At 42.5% G+C, this 19524-nt stretch carries 13 protein-coding genes; 7 read left to right on the plus strand and 6 right to left on the minus strand.

Annotated features, from left to right (window positions below):
* The first annotated feature begins 18 nt into the window (after positions 1-18).
* Positions 19-2793 (plus strand): CHAT domain-containing protein, encoded by a 2775-nt coding sequence (locus RMY00_RS16190; protein ID WP_322648515.1) that lies wholly within the window; start codon positions 19-21, stop codon positions 2791-2793.
* A gap of 216 nt (positions 2794-3009) precedes the next feature.
* Here the strand turns inward: RMY00_RS16190 and RMY00_RS16195 are convergent, their stop codons facing one another.
* The 4 genes from RMY00_RS16195 to RMY00_RS16210 all read right to left on the minus strand — a co-directional run bounded on the left by RMY00_RS16195 (position 3010) and on the right by RMY00_RS16210 (position 10707).
* Complete coding sequence (locus RMY00_RS16195) at positions 3010-5763, minus strand: filamentous hemagglutinin N-terminal domain-containing protein (protein WP_322648516.1); 2754 nt, start codon at positions 5761-5763, stop codon at positions 3010-3012.
* A gap of 454 nt (positions 5764-6217) precedes the next feature.
* Positions 6218-6865, minus strand: coding sequence for a hypothetical protein (locus RMY00_RS16200; RefSeq protein WP_322648517.1), 648 nt, complete (start codon positions 6863-6865; stop codon positions 6218-6220).
* Between the two features lie 228 nt (positions 6866-7093).
* Positions 7094-7615 carry a hypothetical protein gene (locus tag RMY00_RS16205; protein ID WP_322648518.1) on the minus strand — a complete coding sequence of 174 codons (522 nt, stop codon included), beginning with the start codon at positions 7613-7615 and terminating at the stop codon, positions 7094-7096.
* Positions 7616-8097: 482 nt separating this feature from the next.
* Positions 8098-10707 (minus strand): filamentous hemagglutinin N-terminal domain-containing protein, encoded by a 2610-nt coding sequence (locus RMY00_RS16210; RefSeq protein ID WP_322648519.1) that lies wholly within the window; start codon positions 10705-10707, stop codon positions 8098-8100.
* Positions 10708-10885: 178 nt separating this feature from the next.
* Between RMY00_RS16210 and RMY00_RS16215 the strand changes: the two genes are divergently transcribed.
* Together RMY00_RS16215 and RMY00_RS16220 are read left to right on the plus strand one after the other, a co-directional pair.
* Complete coding sequence (locus RMY00_RS16215; RefSeq protein WP_322648520.1) at positions 10886-11200, plus strand: hypothetical protein; 315 nt, start codon at positions 10886-10888, stop codon at positions 11198-11200.
* A 107-nt stretch (positions 11201-11307) separates the two neighbouring features.
* Entirely contained in the window at positions 11308-11613 is a 306-nt protein-coding gene (locus tag RMY00_RS16220) for a hypothetical protein (RefSeq protein ID WP_322648521.1), read from the plus strand.
* A gap of 255 nt (positions 11614-11868) precedes the next feature.
* Here the strand turns inward: RMY00_RS16220 and RMY00_RS16225 are convergent, their stop codons facing one another.
* The gene (locus RMY00_RS16225) at positions 11869-12117 is read right to left on the minus strand and encodes a hypothetical protein (protein ID WP_322648522.1); all 249 of its coding nucleotides are present in this window, start codon (positions 12115-12117) and stop codon (positions 11869-11871) included.
* A gap of 288 nt (positions 12118-12405) precedes the next feature.
* On the opposite strand from RMY00_RS16225, the gene fbp reads away from it, so the two are divergent.
* The 4 genes from fbp to opcA all read left to right on the plus strand — a co-directional run bounded on the left by fbp (position 12406) and on the right by opcA (position 18164).
* The gene (gene fbp, locus RMY00_RS16230) at positions 12406-13455 is read left to right on the plus strand and encodes a class 1 fructose-bisphosphatase (RefSeq protein WP_322648523.1); all 1050 of its coding nucleotides are present in this window, start codon (positions 12406-12408) and stop codon (positions 13453-13455) included.
* Between the two features lie 453 nt (positions 13456-13908).
* Entirely contained in the window at positions 13909-15054 is a 1146-nt protein-coding gene (tal, locus tag RMY00_RS16235; RefSeq protein ID WP_322648524.1) for a transaldolase, read from the plus strand.
* A gap of 125 nt (positions 15055-15179) precedes the next feature.
* On the plus strand, positions 15180-16709 hold the full coding sequence (zwf, locus tag RMY00_RS16240; protein WP_322648525.1) for a glucose-6-phosphate dehydrogenase: 1530 nt from the start codon (positions 15180-15182) through the stop codon (positions 16707-16709).
* An 87-nt stretch (positions 16710-16796) separates the two neighbouring features.
* On the plus strand, positions 16797-18164 hold the full coding sequence (opcA, locus tag RMY00_RS16245; RefSeq protein ID WP_322648629.1) for a glucose-6-phosphate dehydrogenase assembly protein OpcA: 1368 nt from the start codon (positions 16797-16799) through the stop codon (positions 18162-18164).
* A gap of 611 nt (positions 18165-18775) precedes the next feature.
* Here the strand turns inward: opcA and RMY00_RS16250 are convergent.
* Positions 18776-19417, minus strand: coding sequence for a glutathione S-transferase (locus tag RMY00_RS16250; RefSeq protein WP_322648526.1), 642 nt, complete (start codon positions 19415-19417; stop codon positions 18776-18778).
* Positions 19418-19524: the final 107 nt, after the last annotated feature.

Consider the following 19524-nt stretch of genomic DNA (forward strand, 5'->3'; position numbering starts at 1 on the left):
AATATACAGAACTGAACTATGAAATGCCCAAATTATTTTTTCCTAGCGCTGTTCACTGCATTTCTATGCATAGCTTTATCCCCTGTTTTAGCAAAACCTCCTGCCGTCTACCCTGCTATGCAAAATTTGACCGAGCAAAAGGAGTGGGGAAAACAAGGAAGTAGTGAAAACAGGAAATTGATAAATGCCAAATCCCCTACTTTCAACTCCCTACTCCCCCAGAAAAGCGGCTCATCCCAAACGGCAAGCTTAGTGGAACAAGGCAAAATATTATACGACAGGGGACAATTTACTGAAGCGATAAAAGTTTTGCAACAGGCTGCTGCTGCGTTTAAAACTTCTAGGGATGAATTACAAGAAGCGATGACGCTGAGTAATCTCTCCTTGGCTTATCAGCAACTTGGCCTGTGGGCAGAAGCTGAGGAAGCAAACGCCCAAAGTTTAAAATTATTACAGTCAGAGGAAAATACGGGCGGTTCCGGTGAGCGTTCCCAACTTATTGCCCAAGCCCTAGATGTGCAAGGACAGTTACAACTGGCACAAGGACAAGCAGAAGCGGCTTTAACTACCTGGCAAAAAGCCGCTAATATTTATCAGCAAATAGGCGACAAGGCTAGATTAACTCGTAACCAAATTAACTCTGCACAAGCTTTGCAAACTTTAGGGCTTTACCTTCAGGCTAACAAAACTTTAAACGAAGTACAGCAAACCCTTACAACCCTTCCAGACTCACTTCTTGTAGCTACAGGGCTACGTAGTCTTGGCAACATCCGCCGACTTGTCGGTGATTTAAATGTATCACGTTTGGTATTGGGGAAAAGTTTAGCAGTGGCAAAACGATTGCAATCTCCAAAAGCGATCGCAGAGGCTCAACTCAGTTTAGGCAACACAGCCCGCGCCCAGCAAGACACTGAAGCGGCTTTGCAATACTATCAGGAGGCTGCTGCTGTATCTGTTTCCTCCATCACCCGCATCCAGGCTCGCCTAAATTTACTTAGTTTACTTTTAGAAAAAAACCAAGATCAAGATGCATTGGCGTTGTCGTCTCAAATCCAAACGGTAATTAGCAATTTGCCACCCAGCCGAACCTCAGTATATACTCGCATTAAATTTGCCCAAAATCTTACACAATTAAAAGAAAAAATTAGCATAGATACTCCCTCATGGCTGAACATTGCCCAGCAATTGTCCACTGCGATCAAACAGGCACAGAACTTGCAAGATCGGCGAGCAGAATCTTATGCTATGGGTAGTCTTGGTGAGTTGTATGAAAAAACCGGGCAGTTTTCTGATGCTCAAGAGCTTACCGAGAAAGCTTTGTTCACAGCGCAAAGTATTAATGCATCGGATATTGGTTATCAGTGGCAATGGCAGCTAGGACGCATACTGAAAAAAAAGGGAGATACTAAAGGCGCGATCGCATCCTATAATGTAGCCTACAAGACCCTTAAATCTCTGCGTGGTGATTTAGTAGCCCTCAATCCAGACTTGCAGTTTTCCTTTCGGGAAAATATCGAACCAGTGTATCGAGAGTTAGTTGAATTGCTGTTGCGTTCTCCCCAAGGCAACAGCGCTTCTGTTCCCTTCGAGAAGCTAGACCAACAAGACGCTTCTCTACTAAAAGATAATACACCGCGATCGCCACAAGAGGGTATCAATCAAGACAATTTAAAGCTTGCTCGTGATGTAATTGAATCTCTGCAATTGGCAGAATTGGATAACTTCTTTCGGTCAGCCTGTTTAAACCCTACGCAGGAACTTGACCCAGTGGTTGACAAAAAAGACCAACGAGCAGCAGTGATTTATCCAATTATTTTGCCAGATCGCGTAGATGTTATCTTCAAATTGCCTAATCAAGACTTGCGCCACTACAAAACTGTAATAGCTCAAAATGATGTGGAAAACACAATAGCAGAATTGAGGAAAAACTTACTAAATGTTACCGCAACAGGTCGGGTTCAGCAGCAGTCCCAAAAAATATATGATTGGTTAATTCGACCTGCACAAACAGATTTAGTCAATAGTGGGATAAAAACCTTAGTGTTTGTACTTGATGGTGAGTTGCGAAATATCCCAATGGCGGTTCTCTACGACAAACAACAGAAGCAATATCTAGTAGAGAAATATGCGATCGCCTTGACACCAGGTTTGCAACTTCTCGATCCTAAACCTTTGCGACAGATACAGCTAAATGCTTTAACAGCCGGAGTCAGCGAAAAACGTCCAGTCGAAGGCAAAGAATTTCCCGAATTAGAAAATGTACCACGGGAATTAAAAGAAATCAAATCTGAAGTACCTAAGAGTGAAGAACTGTTAAATCAGCAGTTTACCCAAACAAACCTGCAAAATAAGTTGCAAACAGCTTCCTTCTCCGTGGTTCACCTAGCAACTCACGGTGAATTTAGTTCTGATGCTGAAAAAACCTTTATTCTCACCTGGGATAAACTGGTTAAAGTCAAGGAATTTGATAATCTACTGCGAGTTAGCGACAAAAACAGATTTAGTGGCATTGAATTACTCGTCCTTAGTGCTTGCCAAACTGCTGAGGGAGACAAACGAGCAGCTTTGGGACTGGCTGGGATAGCTATGCGGGCGGGAGTACGCAGTACACTAGCAACATTGTGGTCAATAGATGATCGCTCCACTGTCGATGTAATGAGTGAGTTCTATCGACAGCTAAAGCTTGGGATGAATAAAGCCGAGGCACTCCAGCGTGCCCAATTAGCTATTTTTGCTAGAGAAAAAACTCCATATTTCTGGGCACCCTATGTTTTAGTAGGCAATTGGCTTTGACATAAATCACCCTTGAAGAAGGCAGGACTAAAGTCCTCACTAGGAACATTTTTTATTCAGCTTGATTAAGCGATCGTGATATAACCTAATACGCTTGGGTTCGCACCAAAAACCTTGAAATGTGTAGGTTGGGTTGAGGAACGAAACCCAACATTTCGAGACTTTGTTGAATTGAGCTTTGCTTAACCCAAGCGTATTGTGACATAACCTGATTTTTTAGAAACAAGAAGCAGGAGTAAACCAGGAACTATGAGGCAAAGCTTTCGGCGCATCAGCCGTGAGTACAACTTCACCTTTAGCATTTTTCACCCACCCTTGTGCTTCCACAATCGGCGCTGGACTAGAATTATTTGCCTGACTTGAATTTGTACTAACACGGTTTTCACCCTTTGGGTTGAGAGTTACCCAATCTAGTTCAACTGCATCAGGAGTGAGTGCTTCGGTTCTAGGGTTGGGTGGTAAGCCGCCGCGTCCGGTAATCGTAAAACTGTTTTGATTTTCACCAGGACGCACTTGACAGGCTTGCGACACTTTGGTGTCTACTGGGACGGCTGGTAAGTTAATTAATCCTCGATAGGGGTCAACATCGAGGGTGTTAATATCTACAATGCCGCTTAAATCAGGTCTTGTTTGGGAAACTGCCGTAATATCATTTGTCTGGAGTTGACGCGGGTCTAAATCCGTAGGACGCAACCTTTTAAGGTCTTCGCTAGTTAGTGGCGCAATTCCAAAAATATTAGTAGCTTTAATTGTGACTTTCCCACCATTACCACTAAATGCATTAGCGGTGATATCGCTGTTTTCATTTGGGTTGGCGACGATAAAACCGTCAGGGATATTGATGGTGATATTACCGCCATTTCCACCAGCCCCACTAGTGCCTGCTGAGGTAGAAATTTCACTATTGCGGCGCAGTAACAATAAATCTTGCAAGTTCAGCGCAATATTACCACCATCACCGGAGTTAGCTTGCCCAATCAGCTTACCTTGGTTATCCAATTTGATGGAACGAGCGGTGATTTCCAAATCACCTGCTTTTTTTGTACCTTGACTGCTCACAGTTATATCAGCATTATTTAAGAGATTTAATTCTCCGGTTTTAACTATAATATCTCCCCCCTCTCCTGTAGATTCTTTAGAAGTGGAAGCTGAAACCTGCGCTCCATCTTGAACAGTCAATTGTCCAGTTTCTATATTTAAGTCTCCGGCATTTCCAGTAGCTTCAGTGCCAACAAATAAGCCACTAGCTCCCATTTGCGAAGTTCCAATGAGTTGGATAGAGTCTGCGTTTACAGACAAAGTTCCTCCCCTTCCCTGACTACGAGTACTAGCTGAAACCTGCGCTCCAGCTTGAACAGTCAATTGCCCAGTTTCTATATTTAAGTTTCCGGCATTTCCAGTAGCTTCAGTGCCAACAAATAAGCCACTAGCTCCCATTTGTGAGGTTCCAATGAGTTGGATAGAGTCTGCGGTTACAGACAAAGTTCCCCCTTCTCCTGTAGATTCTTTAGAAGTGGAAGCTGAAATTCTTGCTCCATCTTGAACAATCAATTGTCCAGTTTTTATATTTAAGTTTCCGGCATTTCCAGTAGCTTGAGTCCCAACCAATAAGCCGCTTCTACTCTCACCATTTGTTCCAATAAGTTGGATAGAATCCCTAGCGTTGATAGACACAGTTCCTCCATCTCCTGTAGATTCTTTAGAAGTGGAGGCTGAAACCTGCGCTCCATCTCGAACAATTAATTGCCCAGTTTCAATTCTTAATTCTCCGGCATTTCCAGCACCTTGTGTTACAGTAAACAAGCCACTAGGCCTGGGTTTTTCACCTTCTATAATTAAGGAGGTTCCAATGAGTTGGATAGAGTCCCTAGCGTTGACAAATAAAGTTCCTCCTCCTCCTGTAGATTGTAGAGAAGTGGAAGCTGAAATCTGCGAACCATCTTGAACAATTAACCGCCCAGTTTCAATCCTTAAGTCTCCGGCTGTTCCAAACCTTGTTGTCTCAGTTAATAGACGGCTTCCTCCCAAGAGTTCTACTGACTCCGAAGCGTTAACCCCTAATGTTCCTCCTGGTCTTGAGACTAGGTTATTTACCGCAATTTCTGAACTATCGTCGAATGTAACACGCCTGCCCTGTATTTGGATACCACCACCGCCTTCACCACTAGCACTTACTGTACTGAAATTAGTAACAGATACATCTCCTCGCGCTACATTCTCAGGAAAACTTAAGCGGAAATTGTTGTTATCAATGTTCAACCCTACTGTCCCCTCTGTTGCCAATCCTCCTAATTCGATTCGACCATCTGGAGCATACACGATCGCTCCTTCTAAATTCACATCGCCTCCCAATAGCAGTAAATTCTGATTCTCTGGAACAAACAGAAATGCTTCATTGACTTGAATCGGCTTCACAGGCTGGGATGGAATTTGATTGAATAGAAATGCAGAAGGATTCACACTCAGCAAAGGGTTAAGCGGATTGACGGGTGAAGTCATGGAGAATTCTCCACCACCCGGAAACCGGATTGCATTAGCTGTTGTGCCAATAAATGAACCATTAACATTTAATGAGGCACTTTGTCCAAATATGATGCCGTTAGGATTCATTAAAAAGAAATTAGCATTACCTTGAGTTTGAAGTGTTCCCTCGATATCAGAAGGATTTCTCCCTGTAACTCGCACCAAAATATTATTGATAGTAGGGGCGTTTTGGAAATTGACTACCTGATCACTTGTAATACTAAAGTTGCTAAAACTATGGAATAAATTTGTATTGCCAACGGTTGTACCCCCTGTAATATCCAAGGTAGTGTTGTCGATTTGCTTCACTTGAGTTCCCACAGAAGGATCAGCAGTGACCTGAGCAAATGTGCGTAAGCCTCCTTGGATTCCAATTGCACCCGTTAGAATCACCAAGCCTGACAACCCTAAGTGACAACCGTGACCAAACCAACTTCTTAAACTCACAGAACTTATCTCCTAACTGTGGAAAATTACTTTATTGCAAGATCGACACTACTTTAGTAATACTTGTGCAAACCTTTGCCCGTGCCCCTCTCCAGTTAACTCTGCTGGAAGGTTAGGTTTTTGATTACTAATCTGCTGTTGTGACGTAGTGACTGTATGAATTTTAAGACTTAAGGTGAATTCAACAAACCTCTTTTTTCTTTGAACTTTAGTTCAAGGCTGTCCCTCTCGCCTGTCAACTACGCTGATTTTTCATAAGAAGTGCTGTAACCCTCATCAATGCTGGGGGTTAGAGGTAGGGTATTAGGATGTAGAGAACTGTTAGCGCAACGTTAGCGATGCAAGAACGGCACTTTTAAAGACAGGCATCGCAAAAAGGTAATTGGAAAATCTAATTAGAAGCCCTAAAAACTAGACTATACCTGCTATTTTCGCTTTTCTGTCACTGCCTAAGTCATGCATTGTTAGCAAAGTGAAGGTTACGAGGTAGCCAAGCTAACTGCTGATCAAGATAAAATAAAGCACCAGTATTTGCGTTATAGCTACAATAACTAGGCAGTCCCGCACTTCCACCAATTATTGTTAATTGTGGATGTGGAGATTCTGTAGGAGGAGTAACTTTCATCTCGTTACTCGGAATTTTTGTTGATACTAAAACATCAGTTATAGAGTTAGTTAATTGAATAGCATCTTCAGAAGATGTAATAGAAAGCAAAGTGTCACTATTCTTGCCACCAGTGAGAATGTCATTGCCAATTTCTCCTGCTAAGGAGTCTTTACCGGATTTACCTATTAGAGTGTCATTGGTTGTAGAACCTTTAGAGATGGCGTTAGTGGCGCTAACAGTAGGAGTATTAATTTTCAGAATATCGTCGTTAACTGAGAAGTCTGTAATTGTATCAATGCCGCCACCTGAGTAATATAAGACAAAGGTATCTTTACCACTACCACCAGTGAGTCTGTCATTACCACTTCCTCCCTCTAAGTAGTCATTACCTGCCCCACCTATTAGAGTGTCATTACCTTCATGACCGTAGATTTGATCGTTTAGTGAAGTCCCAGTTAGATAGTTGCTTCCAGATGTGCCGTGAATAGTTGCCACGTTCGTTACTCCCTGAGAAATTCGTGTTTCTATTGCTGATTTTAACTGGCAATTAGCATTACAGATGACATTGGTTAAAAAACAAAACAACGCGATCGCACTTAGAATACCAATTCCGTAATCAAAGCGCGAATTCCTTGTCTGTCTATACACTGTATAAGGCGAGTTTGACTCTCCCAACTTTAGTAAGAGACTCTGCTATGGAGTCAGATTTTTTATTCGTCAATGTTAATTATTAGTAGTTTTTGAAGCCACTACAACAGCTGTATTCCAGTCAAGGTTAGGAGATAGCCAAGCTATCTGCTGATTCAAATAAAATAAAGCACCGGTGCTTGCGTCATATATAAAAAGACTAGAAGATTGGCTAGTGTTACTCGAACCAAGCGTTAGTGAACGATTTGCAGACTTAGTAGAAACCGTACCAGCATCTTCGCCCACTTCATAATTGCTCAGAGATGCTCGTGTACCTATAAGATAGTTAGAAGCGCCAATTGTTGATGTAGTAACTTTAAGAACGTCATCACTAACGGAGAAGTCTTTAATTCTATCAATACCACCACCTGAGTAATTCAGGACAAAGGTATCTCTACCACTACCACCAGTGAGAATGTCATTACCACCTCCTCCCACTAAGTAGTCATTGCCCAACCCACCTATTAGAGTGTCATCGCCTTCATAGCCATATATTTGATCGCTTCCTTGAGTCCCAACTAGATAGTTGTTTCCAGAGTTGCCCTGAATATTTGCCATGTTATTGACTCCGATAATTTAGTGTTTCCACTGCTTATATTAACTAGCAGCTAAGTAGGTAGGCACTAAAAAACACAACTAAATTAAGAAAGATAAAATTTTTAAAAGCTTATAATTAAGGTGTTTATGGCGCTTTATATAAGTTTACGTAGTTAGTTTAATATGCCTACTTGCTTGATATGTGTTGTATATCTGTTAACAACTAAAATAAGGCGCTTTTTCCAGCATTACACCGTCAATATTGAGTTATCCTCTGTTTGTACACGGCTTTAGCTGCATCGCAATTATTTTTCCAAACCATAACGTCTAACAATTGGCGCAAAAGCAAATTCTGATAAACCAATAGTTTTTAACAAATTAGCCCAATAGAAATCTCCAAGTATGCGTGAGCCACGTTAGTCGCGATCGCTTCTGTATTGAGGGTAATTGATAATTTATAATTGATGATTTCCAAGTAATTACCCAGTTGGCAATCTAAAATCTTAAAAATTGCTACGGCAATTAGCTGGGTTCTGCCACGAACTATAAAGCGTGTTTGTCGGTGCATTAGCCGTGAGTACAACTTCACCTTTAGCATTTATCATCCACCCTTGCGCTTCCACAACCGGCACTGGAATAGAACTAATTGTCTGAGTTGAAACATCTGCACTAGAGTGGTTTTCACTCTTTGGGTTAAGAGTTACCCAATTTACTTGAACTGAATCAGGAGTGAGGCGTTCTGTTATGGGGTTGAGTGGTAAGCCACCGCGTCCGGTGATCGTAAAACTACTTTGATTTTCACCAGGACGCACTTGACAAACTTGAGACACTTGAGTATTAATTGGTACGGCTGGTAAGTTAATTAATCCTCGATAAGGATCAACATTAAGCGTGTTGATTTCTACAATGCCGCTTAAATCAGGTCTTGTTTGGGAAATTGCCGTAATATCATTTGTCTGAAGTTGACGCGGGTCTAAATCTATAGGGCGCAACTTTTTAAGGTCTTCGGTAGTTAGTGGCGCAATTCCAAAAATCTTAGTAGCGTTGATTTTGACTCTTCCCCCATTACCATTGTAGGCATTGGCGGTAATGTCGCTGTTTTCATTAGGTTTGGCGACGATGAAGCCATTAGGGGCATCGATGGTGATATTACCGCCATCTCCACCTTGTTGATTAATGCCTGCGGTAGCAGATATCTGGCTCTTGCCGCTTAGTAACAATAAATTTAGATCGTAAAGTCTAATGTCACCGCCATTACCGGATGCAGTTTCAGCAGTAATTTTCCCTCCGTTATCTAAGCGAATAAAAGGAGATATTAACTGAACGTTGCCTGCACTCCCTAAGCCTTGAGAGCTAACAAACAAGCCACTCTTAACAAACTCACTTCCACCACTTGGAACACGCCTTTTGAAGGGAGAACTGCCAGATATAATTATCCGATCAGTAGCATTAACCCTTATATCTCCACCTTTTCCTTGATCAATAGAAGCAGTAGATATTTGGGCGCCATTTTCCACAATTAATTGCCTAGTGTTAATCGTCAAATTACCAGCATCTCCAATATTTTCAGCCTGAGTAGCTAAAAAGCTAGGGAATTGTTGCCCATCTATTGATATTTCTGTTCCTTGTAATTTCACCAAATCGCTAGCAGCTACAAATAAATTTCCCCCTTGTCCGGCACCACGGGTAGAAGTTGATACTTGCGCTCCATCTTGAATAATCAAGCGTCCGGTATCAATTGTCAAGCTTCCAGCATCTTTAGCACCTTGAGTTTCAGTAAACAAGCTACTACCATTAATAACTTCCACGGAATCGGTGGCGGTTACAGTCAAATTTCCCCCCTGTCCCTCACCTAGAGTAGAAGTTGATACTCGCGCTCCATTTTGAGAACTTAACCGTCGAGTGTTGATTGTCAACTTTCCAGCATTTCCAGCACCTTGAGTTTCAGTAAACAAGCCGCTTGTTATTGTTCCTGTTAGTTCTACAAACTCCGAAGCGCGAACCGTAAGCATTCCCCCCCCTCCCTTGCTCAACGGATCGGTGCCAGCTCTTATTATTGAGCCATCGCCCTGAATACTCAACTGTTTAGTTTCAATCGTCACGTTTCCTCCAGCACCAGTCGCGTCTTTTAAAACATCGGCTGTAATCCGCGAACCCTCAGTTAGAGTCACCGTCGTTGTTGTCTGAACAAGCACCTCTCCACCAGCCTCTGTACCCTGTGTATCGGCAAAAATCACTGAGCCTTGAGTTAAAGCCAAATTATTGCTTTGAATCTGAACATCGCCACCGCCCACACCGCTAACATCAACATACGCTCCGTCTTGTAATCGAATATCGCCAAAATTATTTACAGAGGCGTACCCTAATACCCAATCGTTATCTTTCTGGTTCAAGCTGACTTCTCCAACACCAGCCACACTACCTAACTCAATCCGTCCTCCTAAAACCGCTAAATTTGGTTGTTTTAAAGCTGCTCGTTCACCTCCCTGCAACGTCACATCACCACCCACGAGTGCTAAAGTTTTGCCAGGTTCTACCTTGAGATCAGATCCTTCTACACGAATACCTCCTGCTGTTCCCTCAAATTGCAAACCAATGGGAACACTTACTGTTAGCAGAGGTGTGTTTTGGAGAGGAAACGCGCTAAACAGAGCGCCATCTGCAAATTTGAGGCGGTTTGCTGTAGTTGCGATGAAAGAACCTTTAATGTCCAATTGGGCATTAGGCCCAAAAATAATTCCATTGGGATTGATAAAAAACAAGTTAGCAGAGCCATTGGCTTTAATCAGACCGTCAATTAGGGAAACAGAACCACCCGTGACGCGGCTGATGATATTTTGAATTTCTATTGCGTTGTCGAACTTGAAGTTAGCCTGAGTGCCAGTGAGTACAGAAAACTGCTCAAAACTGTGGAAAAGATTACTTCCAGCTCGAGTTCCTCCTTCAATAATTGTGGTATTACCCTCTAATTTGACAGTGGAATTAGTCGGTAAAGTGTTATCAGGCGTAATTTGAGCCAAGGTACAATCCCCAGCATTGACGTATGCGCCACTAATAGCTAAAGAAATCATTAGCCTTAAAAGCCAGCACGAATCGCGTAAATTTTCAGTCATTTGATGAATTTCCCTTAACAATAGAAATAATCAGGGATTTTTGTGCTGTTTGGACAGCAGAGATTATAAACTTTTGTGAAGAATTGGCACAATTGGCAGAAAAATTTATGCTGCAACTTGGGTTATTAAATAGAGGTGATTTGACCTCTAAAGAAAAATAATCAATTAGGTGATTACAATGCATCATTCCTTGAAAATAAAAATCCTGGATTTAGACCATATTGAATCAATTGTTGAGCAGGACATCAGAGATGTGGAGGCTGAAAAAATTGTCGGAGGAACACTAAGTGTAAGTGCGTCACTAGTCTCTCGGCTTGGCTCTGAAGTTGGGTCTTGGGCAGTACCTCTGCATATCCCTCCTCATCCTCCAGTACCTCTGCCTATCCCTCCTCATCCTCCCTTGGTAAACAAGGTAGATTTACAGTTACAAATTATTGTGAAAATTAAAGAATTAGATTATAGCGTTTCCCGGTCTAGTGAGGTACAGTTTTAAATCTGCTGGCATTTTGGATAAAGGTTAGAAAAAATTAGGTGTACCTCAGTTGCTTGGGAAACGCTATATTTTGCTTCTAAAGCAAAATAATCAATTAGGTGATTACAATGCATCATTCCTTGAAAATAAAAATCCTGGATTTAGACCATATTGAATCAATTGTTGAGCAGGACATCAGAGATGTGGAGGCTGAAAAAATTGTCGGAGGAACACTAAGTGTAAGTGCATCTCAAGTATCCTCTGAAATAAGTTTAGGAGCAACGCTAAGTGTAAGTGGGTCTAAACTAGTCTCTCGGCTTGGCTCTGAAGATGTTATGTCTTTCGCAATGCCCTCTCCGGCAGAGCCTCTGCTTATCCCTCTTCATGTTCCCTTGCTTTCCAAGCTAGATTTACAGTTCACTTTGATTCTTTAAACCACAGTTTTTCTGAGCTATAACGCGCAACAATTGGCGCAGAGGCGAATTCTTTTAAACCAACAGCTTTTAACAAATTAGTCCAATCATCGCTTCAGGTGCGATCGCCTGAATTAGTACAGCGCGTATCAGCTAAATTAGTTACAGCATCCTACTAAATATAATTAATAACATAGGCAAGGTACTGCCTTGATTTTGCCGTCTTTAAGTTACTTTTAAGGTTTCTTGTTAGCAGTATCCGTTGTAACCATAGTTTTACATAAAAATACTCAAATGTGTTTTGGCGATCGCAAAACGACTCCTTAGGAGTATCGCCACAATAAACTTTGAAGTACCATTAATACACTTATTGTTTGTTTTCAGAGGATATTGCGGACTTGGCAGTAAACTGATGCCAATCACAAAAAGAGCGCCGTAGACACGGAAACCACTTAGCTTGATTGCTGTAGAGGAAGTGCCTACGGCGAATTTATTTGCTTGAAATATTAACCGTGATACTCCCATAACTTCATGGTAGTTCAGGCTGCATATAATACTTAGCTGTTTGTTACTTTTATTATTTTCTCTACTTAACTAATTTAAGTAAATTCCTAATTCAATATTAGTGATGTCTTAGACGACTTAGTACGTATATAGGCTCTAAGTGCAAGAGTCACTGAAAATTCATTTCTTTAGTTTATCTAAAGTCGCATCTAAGTTATCAAATTACCTTTCTAAGATAGAAGCAGCAACTATAAGTTGCCATACACGATTAAAACCCAATTAACAGCTAGGGCTGCGGAGAACATAAAAATGGCTAAAGCGCCAGATTCAATAGAATCGTCTATCAATGAAATTACAGACAAATCCTTAGATCGTGATTGTACAACCTTATCGCGTCACGTCTTACAGCAACTTCAGAGTTTTTCGCCAGATGCACAGGATTTAAGTGCGTTGATGAATCGCATCGCTTTGGCCGGCAAACTGGTTGCTCGCCGTATGAGTCGCGCTGGTTTAATGGAAGGCGTCCTGGGATTTACTGGGGAAGTTAATGTCCAAGGAGAATCCGTTAAAAAGATGGATGTTTATGCCAATGATGTATTTATCTCAGTTTTTAAGCAAAGCGGCTTAGTCTGTCGCCTAGCTTCTGAGGAAATGGAAAAACCCTACTATATCCCAGAAAATTGCCCGATTGGTCGCTATACCTTGCTGTATGACCCAATTGATGGCTCATCCAATACTGATAATAATCTCAGCTTAGGTTCCATTTTTGCCATTCGCCAACAAGAAGGAACTGATAGCGATCAAAAGGCAACTGACCTCCTCACCAACGGACGCAAGCAACTCGCTGCCGGATACATCCTATATGGCCCCAGTACAATGCTGGTTTATACTATAGGTAAGGGCGTTCATTCTTTTGTCCTTGATCCCAGTTTAGGAGAATTTATTCTCACAGAAGAGAACATTCGGATTCCTAACCACGGTTCTGTTTACAGCGTGAATGAGGGTAATTTCTGGCAGTGGGAAGAATCAATTCGAGAATACATCCGCTACGTTCATCGCACAGAAGGCTACAGCGCTCGTTATAGCGGCGCAATGGTGAGCGACATCCATAGAATTTTAGTTCAAGGTGGAGTGTTTCTGTACCCAGGCACAATTCAAAACCCAGAAGGTAAATTACGCTTGCTTTATGAAACCGCTCCTCTAGCCTTTTTGATTGAACAAGCAGGTGGTCGCGCCACTACTGGACTGATGGATATCTTAGATGTAGTACCGAAAAAATTGCATCAACGCACACCTTTAATTATTGGTAGCAAAGAGGATGTAGCAAAGGTGGAGTCTTTTATTCAAAACGGACACTAGTGCCGCAAGGCGGAAGTCAAAAGTCAAAAATCAAAAGTTAAAAGTTAAAAGGGTTTAATTTTGGGCTTTCTAGTTGTACTCAAATGGTAAGTTTATTTCTGCCAACCTTAACCAGTGTAAAAAAGCACAATTGAGGAGCAAATAAAGCTTGTAAAGAAAGCTTTTTAAATCTTTTCAACTGGATAGTTATTTTTGCCATGCTGCACTAGAAGACGGTAATAAAAGGATCAAGGATACGTCTAGCATCTGGCATTAATTAAAAGTTAATCATGGTGATTTAAGATTGGCGATGCAGAATAGCACTTCTTTAAAGATGTATTAAAGATTATCTCAGCTGGCCGATGCGAATAAGTGATTGGCAACGCCACAATTCAAGAGTAAACATCAAATTTTGATGGGTTTTGCCAACTTAATTAGAAAGATCACTATACAGGAGTGAAACGAATTAGAGCTATGTCTACCAATCATTTACTAGAAATTAAGCAATACGGTCAAAGTATCTGGATGGATAATTTGAGCCGTGACATTATTCAATCAGGCGAACTCAAAGACCTGGTTGAAAATCAAGGTATCTCTGGGATTACCTCTAACCCAGCTATTTTTGAGAAAGCGATCGCAGGTAACGTCATTTATGATGTCGATATAGAAGCCGGAGTTCGTGCTAATTTACCCATAGATAAAATTTACGAATCCCTAGTTTTTGCAGATATCCGTAATGCTTGTGATATTTTACGCCCTGTTTATGAAGCCTCGAATAGACTAGATGGTTATGTAAGTATTGAAGTACCGCCAAACATCGCCCATGATACTGAAGCAACAATAACCGAAGCCCGACGCTATTTCCAAGAAATTGGTCGGGAAAATCTGATGATTAAAATTCCCGGAACAGAACCTGGTTTGCCAGCAGTAGAGCAGGTAATAGCCGAAGGAATGAATGTTAATATCACGTTGCTGTTTTCTGTAGAAAGCTACGTAAACACAGCTTGGGCTTATATTCGTGGCTTAGAAAAACGGTTGGCTGAGGGCAAGGACATTAGTAGAATTGCTTCAGTTGCTAGCTTCTTCCTCAGCCGGATTGATAGCAACATTGACGCCAAGATTGATGCTAAGTTGAAAAAAGGCGTTGATGATATTTCTGTGGAAGCGAAGCTACGAGATGTTAAAGGAAAAGTAGCGATCGCTAACGCTAAGATTGCTTACCAAGAATACAAGAAAATTATCGAGGGCGATCGTTGGAAAGCCTTAGCAGCAAAAGGAGCCACAGTACAACGGCTACTTTGGGCTAGTACTAGCACCAAAGACCCCCACTACAACGACGTGATGTATATCGAAGAGTTGATTGGGCGAGATACCGTTAACACCGTACCACCAGCAACGATTAAAGCTTGTGCCGATCATTGTAACGTAGGCGATCGCTTAGAAACAGATGTAGATAATGCCTACACCCTGATCAAAAACCTTAAAGATCCCGACATCAACATCGATCTTGATGCCGTCATGGATGAACTGTTAGTTGACGGTATTGACAAGTTCATTCAGCCCTTCCAGTCCTTGATGAACTCTTTAGAAGACAAGATCAAGGTATTGTCACCAGTGTAGGGAACAGAAGAGGGGAAAAGGTTAAAGGGTAAAGGGTAAAGGTATAGTTCTTCCCCTTTCCCCCTTCCCCTTTCCCCCTTTCCCTTTCCCCAATCCTAGTACCCAATCTAAAATCCAAAACTTCTATGGTTAGTCTGCTAGAAAATCCCTTACGCGTTGGTCTGCAACAACAAGGGATGCCCGAACCCCAGATTATAGTTATCTTTGGCGCTTCTGGTGATCTCACCTGGCGCAAACTAGTGCCAGCACTTTACAAATTGCGGCGAGAACGGCGGATACCGCCAGAAACTACTATTGTCGGCGTAGCGCGTCGAGAGTGGAGCCATGAATACTTCCGTGAACAAATGCAGAAGGGCATGGAAGAGGCACATCCTGATGTCGATTTAGGGGAACTTTGGCAAGACTTCTCTCAAGGTCTGTTCTACAGTCCTGGGGATATAGACAACCCTGAAAGCTACAAGAAATTAAAAACCTTATTGAGTGAGTTAGACGAAAAACGGGGCACACGAGGTAATCGCATGTTCTACCTCTCCGTTGCCCCCTCATTCTTTCCCGAAGCCATTAAGCAGCTAGGAAGCGGTGGGATGCTAGAAGATCCCTACAAACATCGTCTAGTAATCGAGAAACCCTTTGGTCGAGACTTGGCTTCTGCCCAAAGTCTTAACCAAGTGGTACAGAAGTATTGCAAAGAAAACCAAGTATACCGCATTGACCACTACTTAGGTAAAGAAACAGTCCAGAATTTGCTGGTGTTTCGCTTTGCCAATGCGATTTTTGAACCCTTGTGGAATCGCCAATTTGTTGACCACGTACAAATTACCGTCGCAGAAACCGTGGGAGTGGAAGACCGGGCTGGCTACTATGAAACCGTCGGCGCACTGCGGGATATGTTGCAAAATCACCTCATGCAACTTTACTGCCTAACCGCGATGGAAGCACCTAACGCAATGGATGCCGATAGTATTCGTACAGAAAAAGTGAAGGTACTCCAAGCTACTCGTTTAGCTGATGTTCACAATCTGTCGCGGTCAGCAGTCCGTGGGCAATACAGTGCTGGCTGGATGAAGGGTCAAGCAGTGCCAGGGTATCGGACAGAACCAGGCGTTAACCCCAACTCCACCACACCCACTTATGTCGCAATGAAGTTTGTGGTGGATAACTGGCGCTGGAAAGGTGTTCCTTTCTACTTGCGGACTGGAAAGCGGATGCCGAAAAAAGTCAGTGAGATTTCCATTCACTTCCGCGAAGTTCCATCTCGGATGTTCCAATCTGCTGCCCAACAGACAAATGCCAACATTTTGACGATGCGGATTCAGCCAAATGAAGGTATTTCCCTGCGCTTTGATGTCAAAATGCCTGGGGCAGAATTCCGCACCCGTTCCGTTGACATGGACTTTAGTTATGGTTCCTTTGGCATCCAAGCAACATCCGATGCCTACGATCGCTTATTCCTTGATTGTATGATGGGCGATCAAACATTGTTCACACGGGCGGATGAAGTAGAAGCAGCTTGGCAATTAGTAACACCAGCCCTTTCCGTTTGGGATGCACCCGCCGATCCTAATAATATTCCCCAGTACGAAGCCGGTACTTGGGAACCAGAACAAGCAGAACTCTTAATTAACCAGGATGGCCGTCGCTGGCGCAGACTGTAAATATTAGTCATTAGTCATTAGTCACTAGTAAAAACAAACGACAAATGACAAATGACAAATGACAAAATCCAAAATCCAAAATCTCCTATGCCTACCCAAACTTCTACAATTTTCTCACTCCAGGCACCGAAAGATATTTCGCTTAACGAAATAGATGCCGAACTCAATCAAATTTGGCAAAGTTACGGTATTACTGGCGAGGACGGTGGACTTCCCAGTGCTACTAGGGCAACTACATTTACTTTAGTGGTCTACGAACCAGAAGAAACTCAGTATTTGTTGGCTGCTTTGGGATTTTACAACGGCCCAATTGATGGAATTTTAGGGCCACAAATGACAGCAGCATTGCGGGAAGTCCAAAAGAAACATAATCTACCAGAAAGTGGAACAGCAACACCAGAAACTCTAACTGTATTACGAGAAGAATTCGCTAAAGGTCAGCGAGGTGGGACTGGAGGTGAACATTCTGCTACTGGGTTAAGTAGCGGCAGCCCCAGAATTGCCGATGAAATCGCTCTCCGCAACCCCTGCCGCATTATTGCGCTATTTCCCATTGCTGGCGAAGATGAAGGGGTTAAGGCTCAAGTTTCTGCCTATTGCCCCATCCAAAAGCAATCCTCAAGCACACTTATCTGTTGCGAATACATTACTCTCAGTGGAACTGCTGCTGCTTTAGAACGCATCGGTGGTATGATTCCAGCCTTGTTGATTGGCGGCTTGCCAAAGTTTCTCTGGTGGAAGGCAACACCAGACCCTAACAATGGTTTATTCAAGCGCCTAGCAGCAGTCTGCAATAATGTAATTGTAGATTCTTGCAACTTTAACAATCCAGAAAGTGATTTACTCAGCTTAGAAGAGTTGGTAGAAACGGGTGTACCTTTAGCTGACTTGAACTGGCGTCGCCTCGCATCATGGCAGGAATTGACAGCTGAGGCTTACGACTCACCTAACCGTCGCGCCGCTCTCAAAGAAATTGACCGCGTTACGATTGATTACGAAAAAGGCAACCCCGCCCAAGCTTTGCTGTTTTTGGGTTGGCTAGCAAGCCGATTGCAATGGCAGCCAGTTTCTTATGAAAAGGAAAGCGGTGATTATGACATCACTCGCATCCGTTTTATTGCTCAAGAACAGCGACAAGTGGAAGCCGAGTTAGCAGGAGTTCCGGTTGCTGATGTAGGTGATATTATCGGCGATTTGATTGCCTTGCGCCTCAGTTCGACAAATCCCCAGGCAGACTGTGGTACAGTTATCTGCTCAGAAACTGGTGGTTGTATGCGGATGGAAACCCACGGTGGCGCTCAATCTGCCGGTCTGTTTCAACAGGTGACTTCACTTTCAGAACAAAAGGCGGAAGCTTTGCTGAGTCAGCAGGTGCAACGCTGGGGTCGTGAGTCACTTTTTGAAGAAAGTCTAGGAGTGACAGCGAATATTTTCAAGTTCGCAAAAAATAGTTAGTTTCACCTGGAAACAATAGTTACCAAAATTGCGAAAATCAAAGGCAAACTCTTCAGATTTTTGGATATTTCAATAATCTGGAGGGTTTTTCTCTTTTACTTGGTTTTTTGGACTAGATACCAAAGACCTGATTTATCGCGTCTTTTGCCTTAGAGTTATTGCCCCCTACCCAGGCTGCATCTTTGATGTATTGCCCTGCGCCTCTTACCATTTCAATTAATGATTGCAACCTATGCTTGGGTCAAGAGGCGATTCATCACGTCTCTACAAGTGGTCTATTTGTCATATTCTTTTTTCAAATTAGTATTAGATACATCGACTTGTAAAAATTAAACACCTTAATGATGTAACAAGAGTCATAGTGCTGGCGCAGCCCACTACAGATATCGCTTGCTGTTCTGGCTAAAATTAATTATTTTAAAACTTTGCAGTATAAATTATTTAGAAATAATTTGGTATTTTACTTATATTAAACACATCATATTTACACAATAACAAAAACAAGAGTGAGCAAATAGTTGCTCACTCTTGTTTTTGTTAGAAGTTAAGGCAAGAGCAAGAGACGCCATAAATCGCCGCCTCTACAAAGAAATTATTATACAGACGGCGATTTATGGCGTTTTGGTGATATAGTCATATCTGCCTCCACGCTCAAGCGCACGTTTATAAGCAGGTCGCGCATGAATGCGATCGACAAATTCTTTGATCTTTGGTCGGCTCTCCACCTCTTCGGGGAGCATAGCGACTACTTCGAGAGGAAAGCTCATTTGGATATCGGCGGCGGTAAATTCCTCCCCTACAAACCATGTACTTTTACCAAGTTCACTTTCTATGTAGTCAAAGTGAAGTTTGATCTGAGGCGCGACGAATCCACTAACAACACTACTGTCTCCTTCCCCGAAATTATTCAATACTACTCGCATTACCAGAGGTGGCATTGCAGAGCCTTCGGCGTAATGCAGCCAATATGTATAGCGTAGATGCTCTGATGTATCGGATGCTGGGACTAACCGACCATTGCCGTAGCAATTAACGAGGTATTCGATGATAGCCCCTGACTCAGCGATGGTGAGGTCTGCATCTGTGATTACTGGTGACTTGCCAAGCGGATGGACTTGGCGCAGTGACTCCGGTGCTAGCATCGTCTTTGCATCGCGTTCATAGAATTTGATCTCGTATTCGATACCTAATTCCTCAAGTAACCACAGCACACGCTGCGATCGCGAGTTGTTAAGATGATGAACAACGATCATAAAACGTTCCTCTTTTGATGGCTCATTACTATCCGATGTCGGCTAATCTCTAGCTATATTATTAGACTATCTTTTTCAGCCTAACTCTCTTAATTGGTATAAAAACC

Source organism: Nostoc sp. ChiVER01 (assembly GCF_034531155.1).
GTDB lineage: Bacteria > Cyanobacteriota > Cyanobacteriia > Cyanobacteriales > Nostocaceae > Nostoc.

What these genes read in the sequence shown, in the direction of transcription:
- RMY00_RS16190 (WP_322648515.1), top strand. Translation starts at nt 19, where the DNA reads ATGAAATGCCCAAATTATTTTTTCCTAGCGCTGTTCACTGCATTTCTA.
- RMY00_RS16220 (WP_322648521.1), top strand. Translation starts at nt 11,308, where the DNA reads ATGCATCATTCCTTGAAAATAAAAATCCTGGATTTAGACCATATTGAA.
- RMY00_RS16215 (WP_322648520.1), top strand. Translation starts at nt 10,886, where the DNA reads ATGCATCATTCCTTGAAAATAAAAATCCTGGATTTAGACCATATTGAA.
- RMY00_RS16250 (WP_322648526.1), bottom strand. Translation starts at nt 19,417, where the DNA reads ATGATCGTTGTTCATCATCTTAACAACTCGCGATCGCAGCGTGTGCTG.
- tal (WP_322648524.1), top strand. Translation starts at nt 13,909, where the DNA reads ATGTCTACCAATCATTTACTAGAAATTAAGCAATACGGTCAAAGTATC.
- RMY00_RS16225 (WP_322648522.1), bottom strand. Translation starts at nt 12,117, where the DNA reads ATGGGAGTATCACGGTTAATATTTCAAGCAAATAAATTCGCCGTAGGC.
- RMY00_RS16205 (WP_322648518.1), bottom strand. Translation starts at nt 7,615, where the DNA reads ATGGCAAATATTCAGGGCAACTCTGGAAACAACTATCTAGTTGGGACT.
- RMY00_RS16210 (WP_322648519.1), bottom strand. Translation starts at nt 10,707, where the DNA reads ATGACTGAAAATTTACGCGATTCGTGCTGGCTTTTAAGGCTAATGATT.
- opcA (WP_322648629.1), top strand. Translation starts at nt 16,797, where the DNA reads ATGCCTACCCAAACTTCTACAATTTTCTCACTCCAGGCACCGAAAGAT.
- fbp (WP_322648523.1), top strand. Translation starts at nt 12,406, where the DNA reads ATGGCTAAAGCGCCAGATTCAATAGAATCGTCTATCAATGAAATTACA.
- zwf (WP_322648525.1), top strand. Translation starts at nt 15,180, where the DNA reads ATGGTTAGTCTGCTAGAAAATCCCTTACGCGTTGGTCTGCAACAACAA.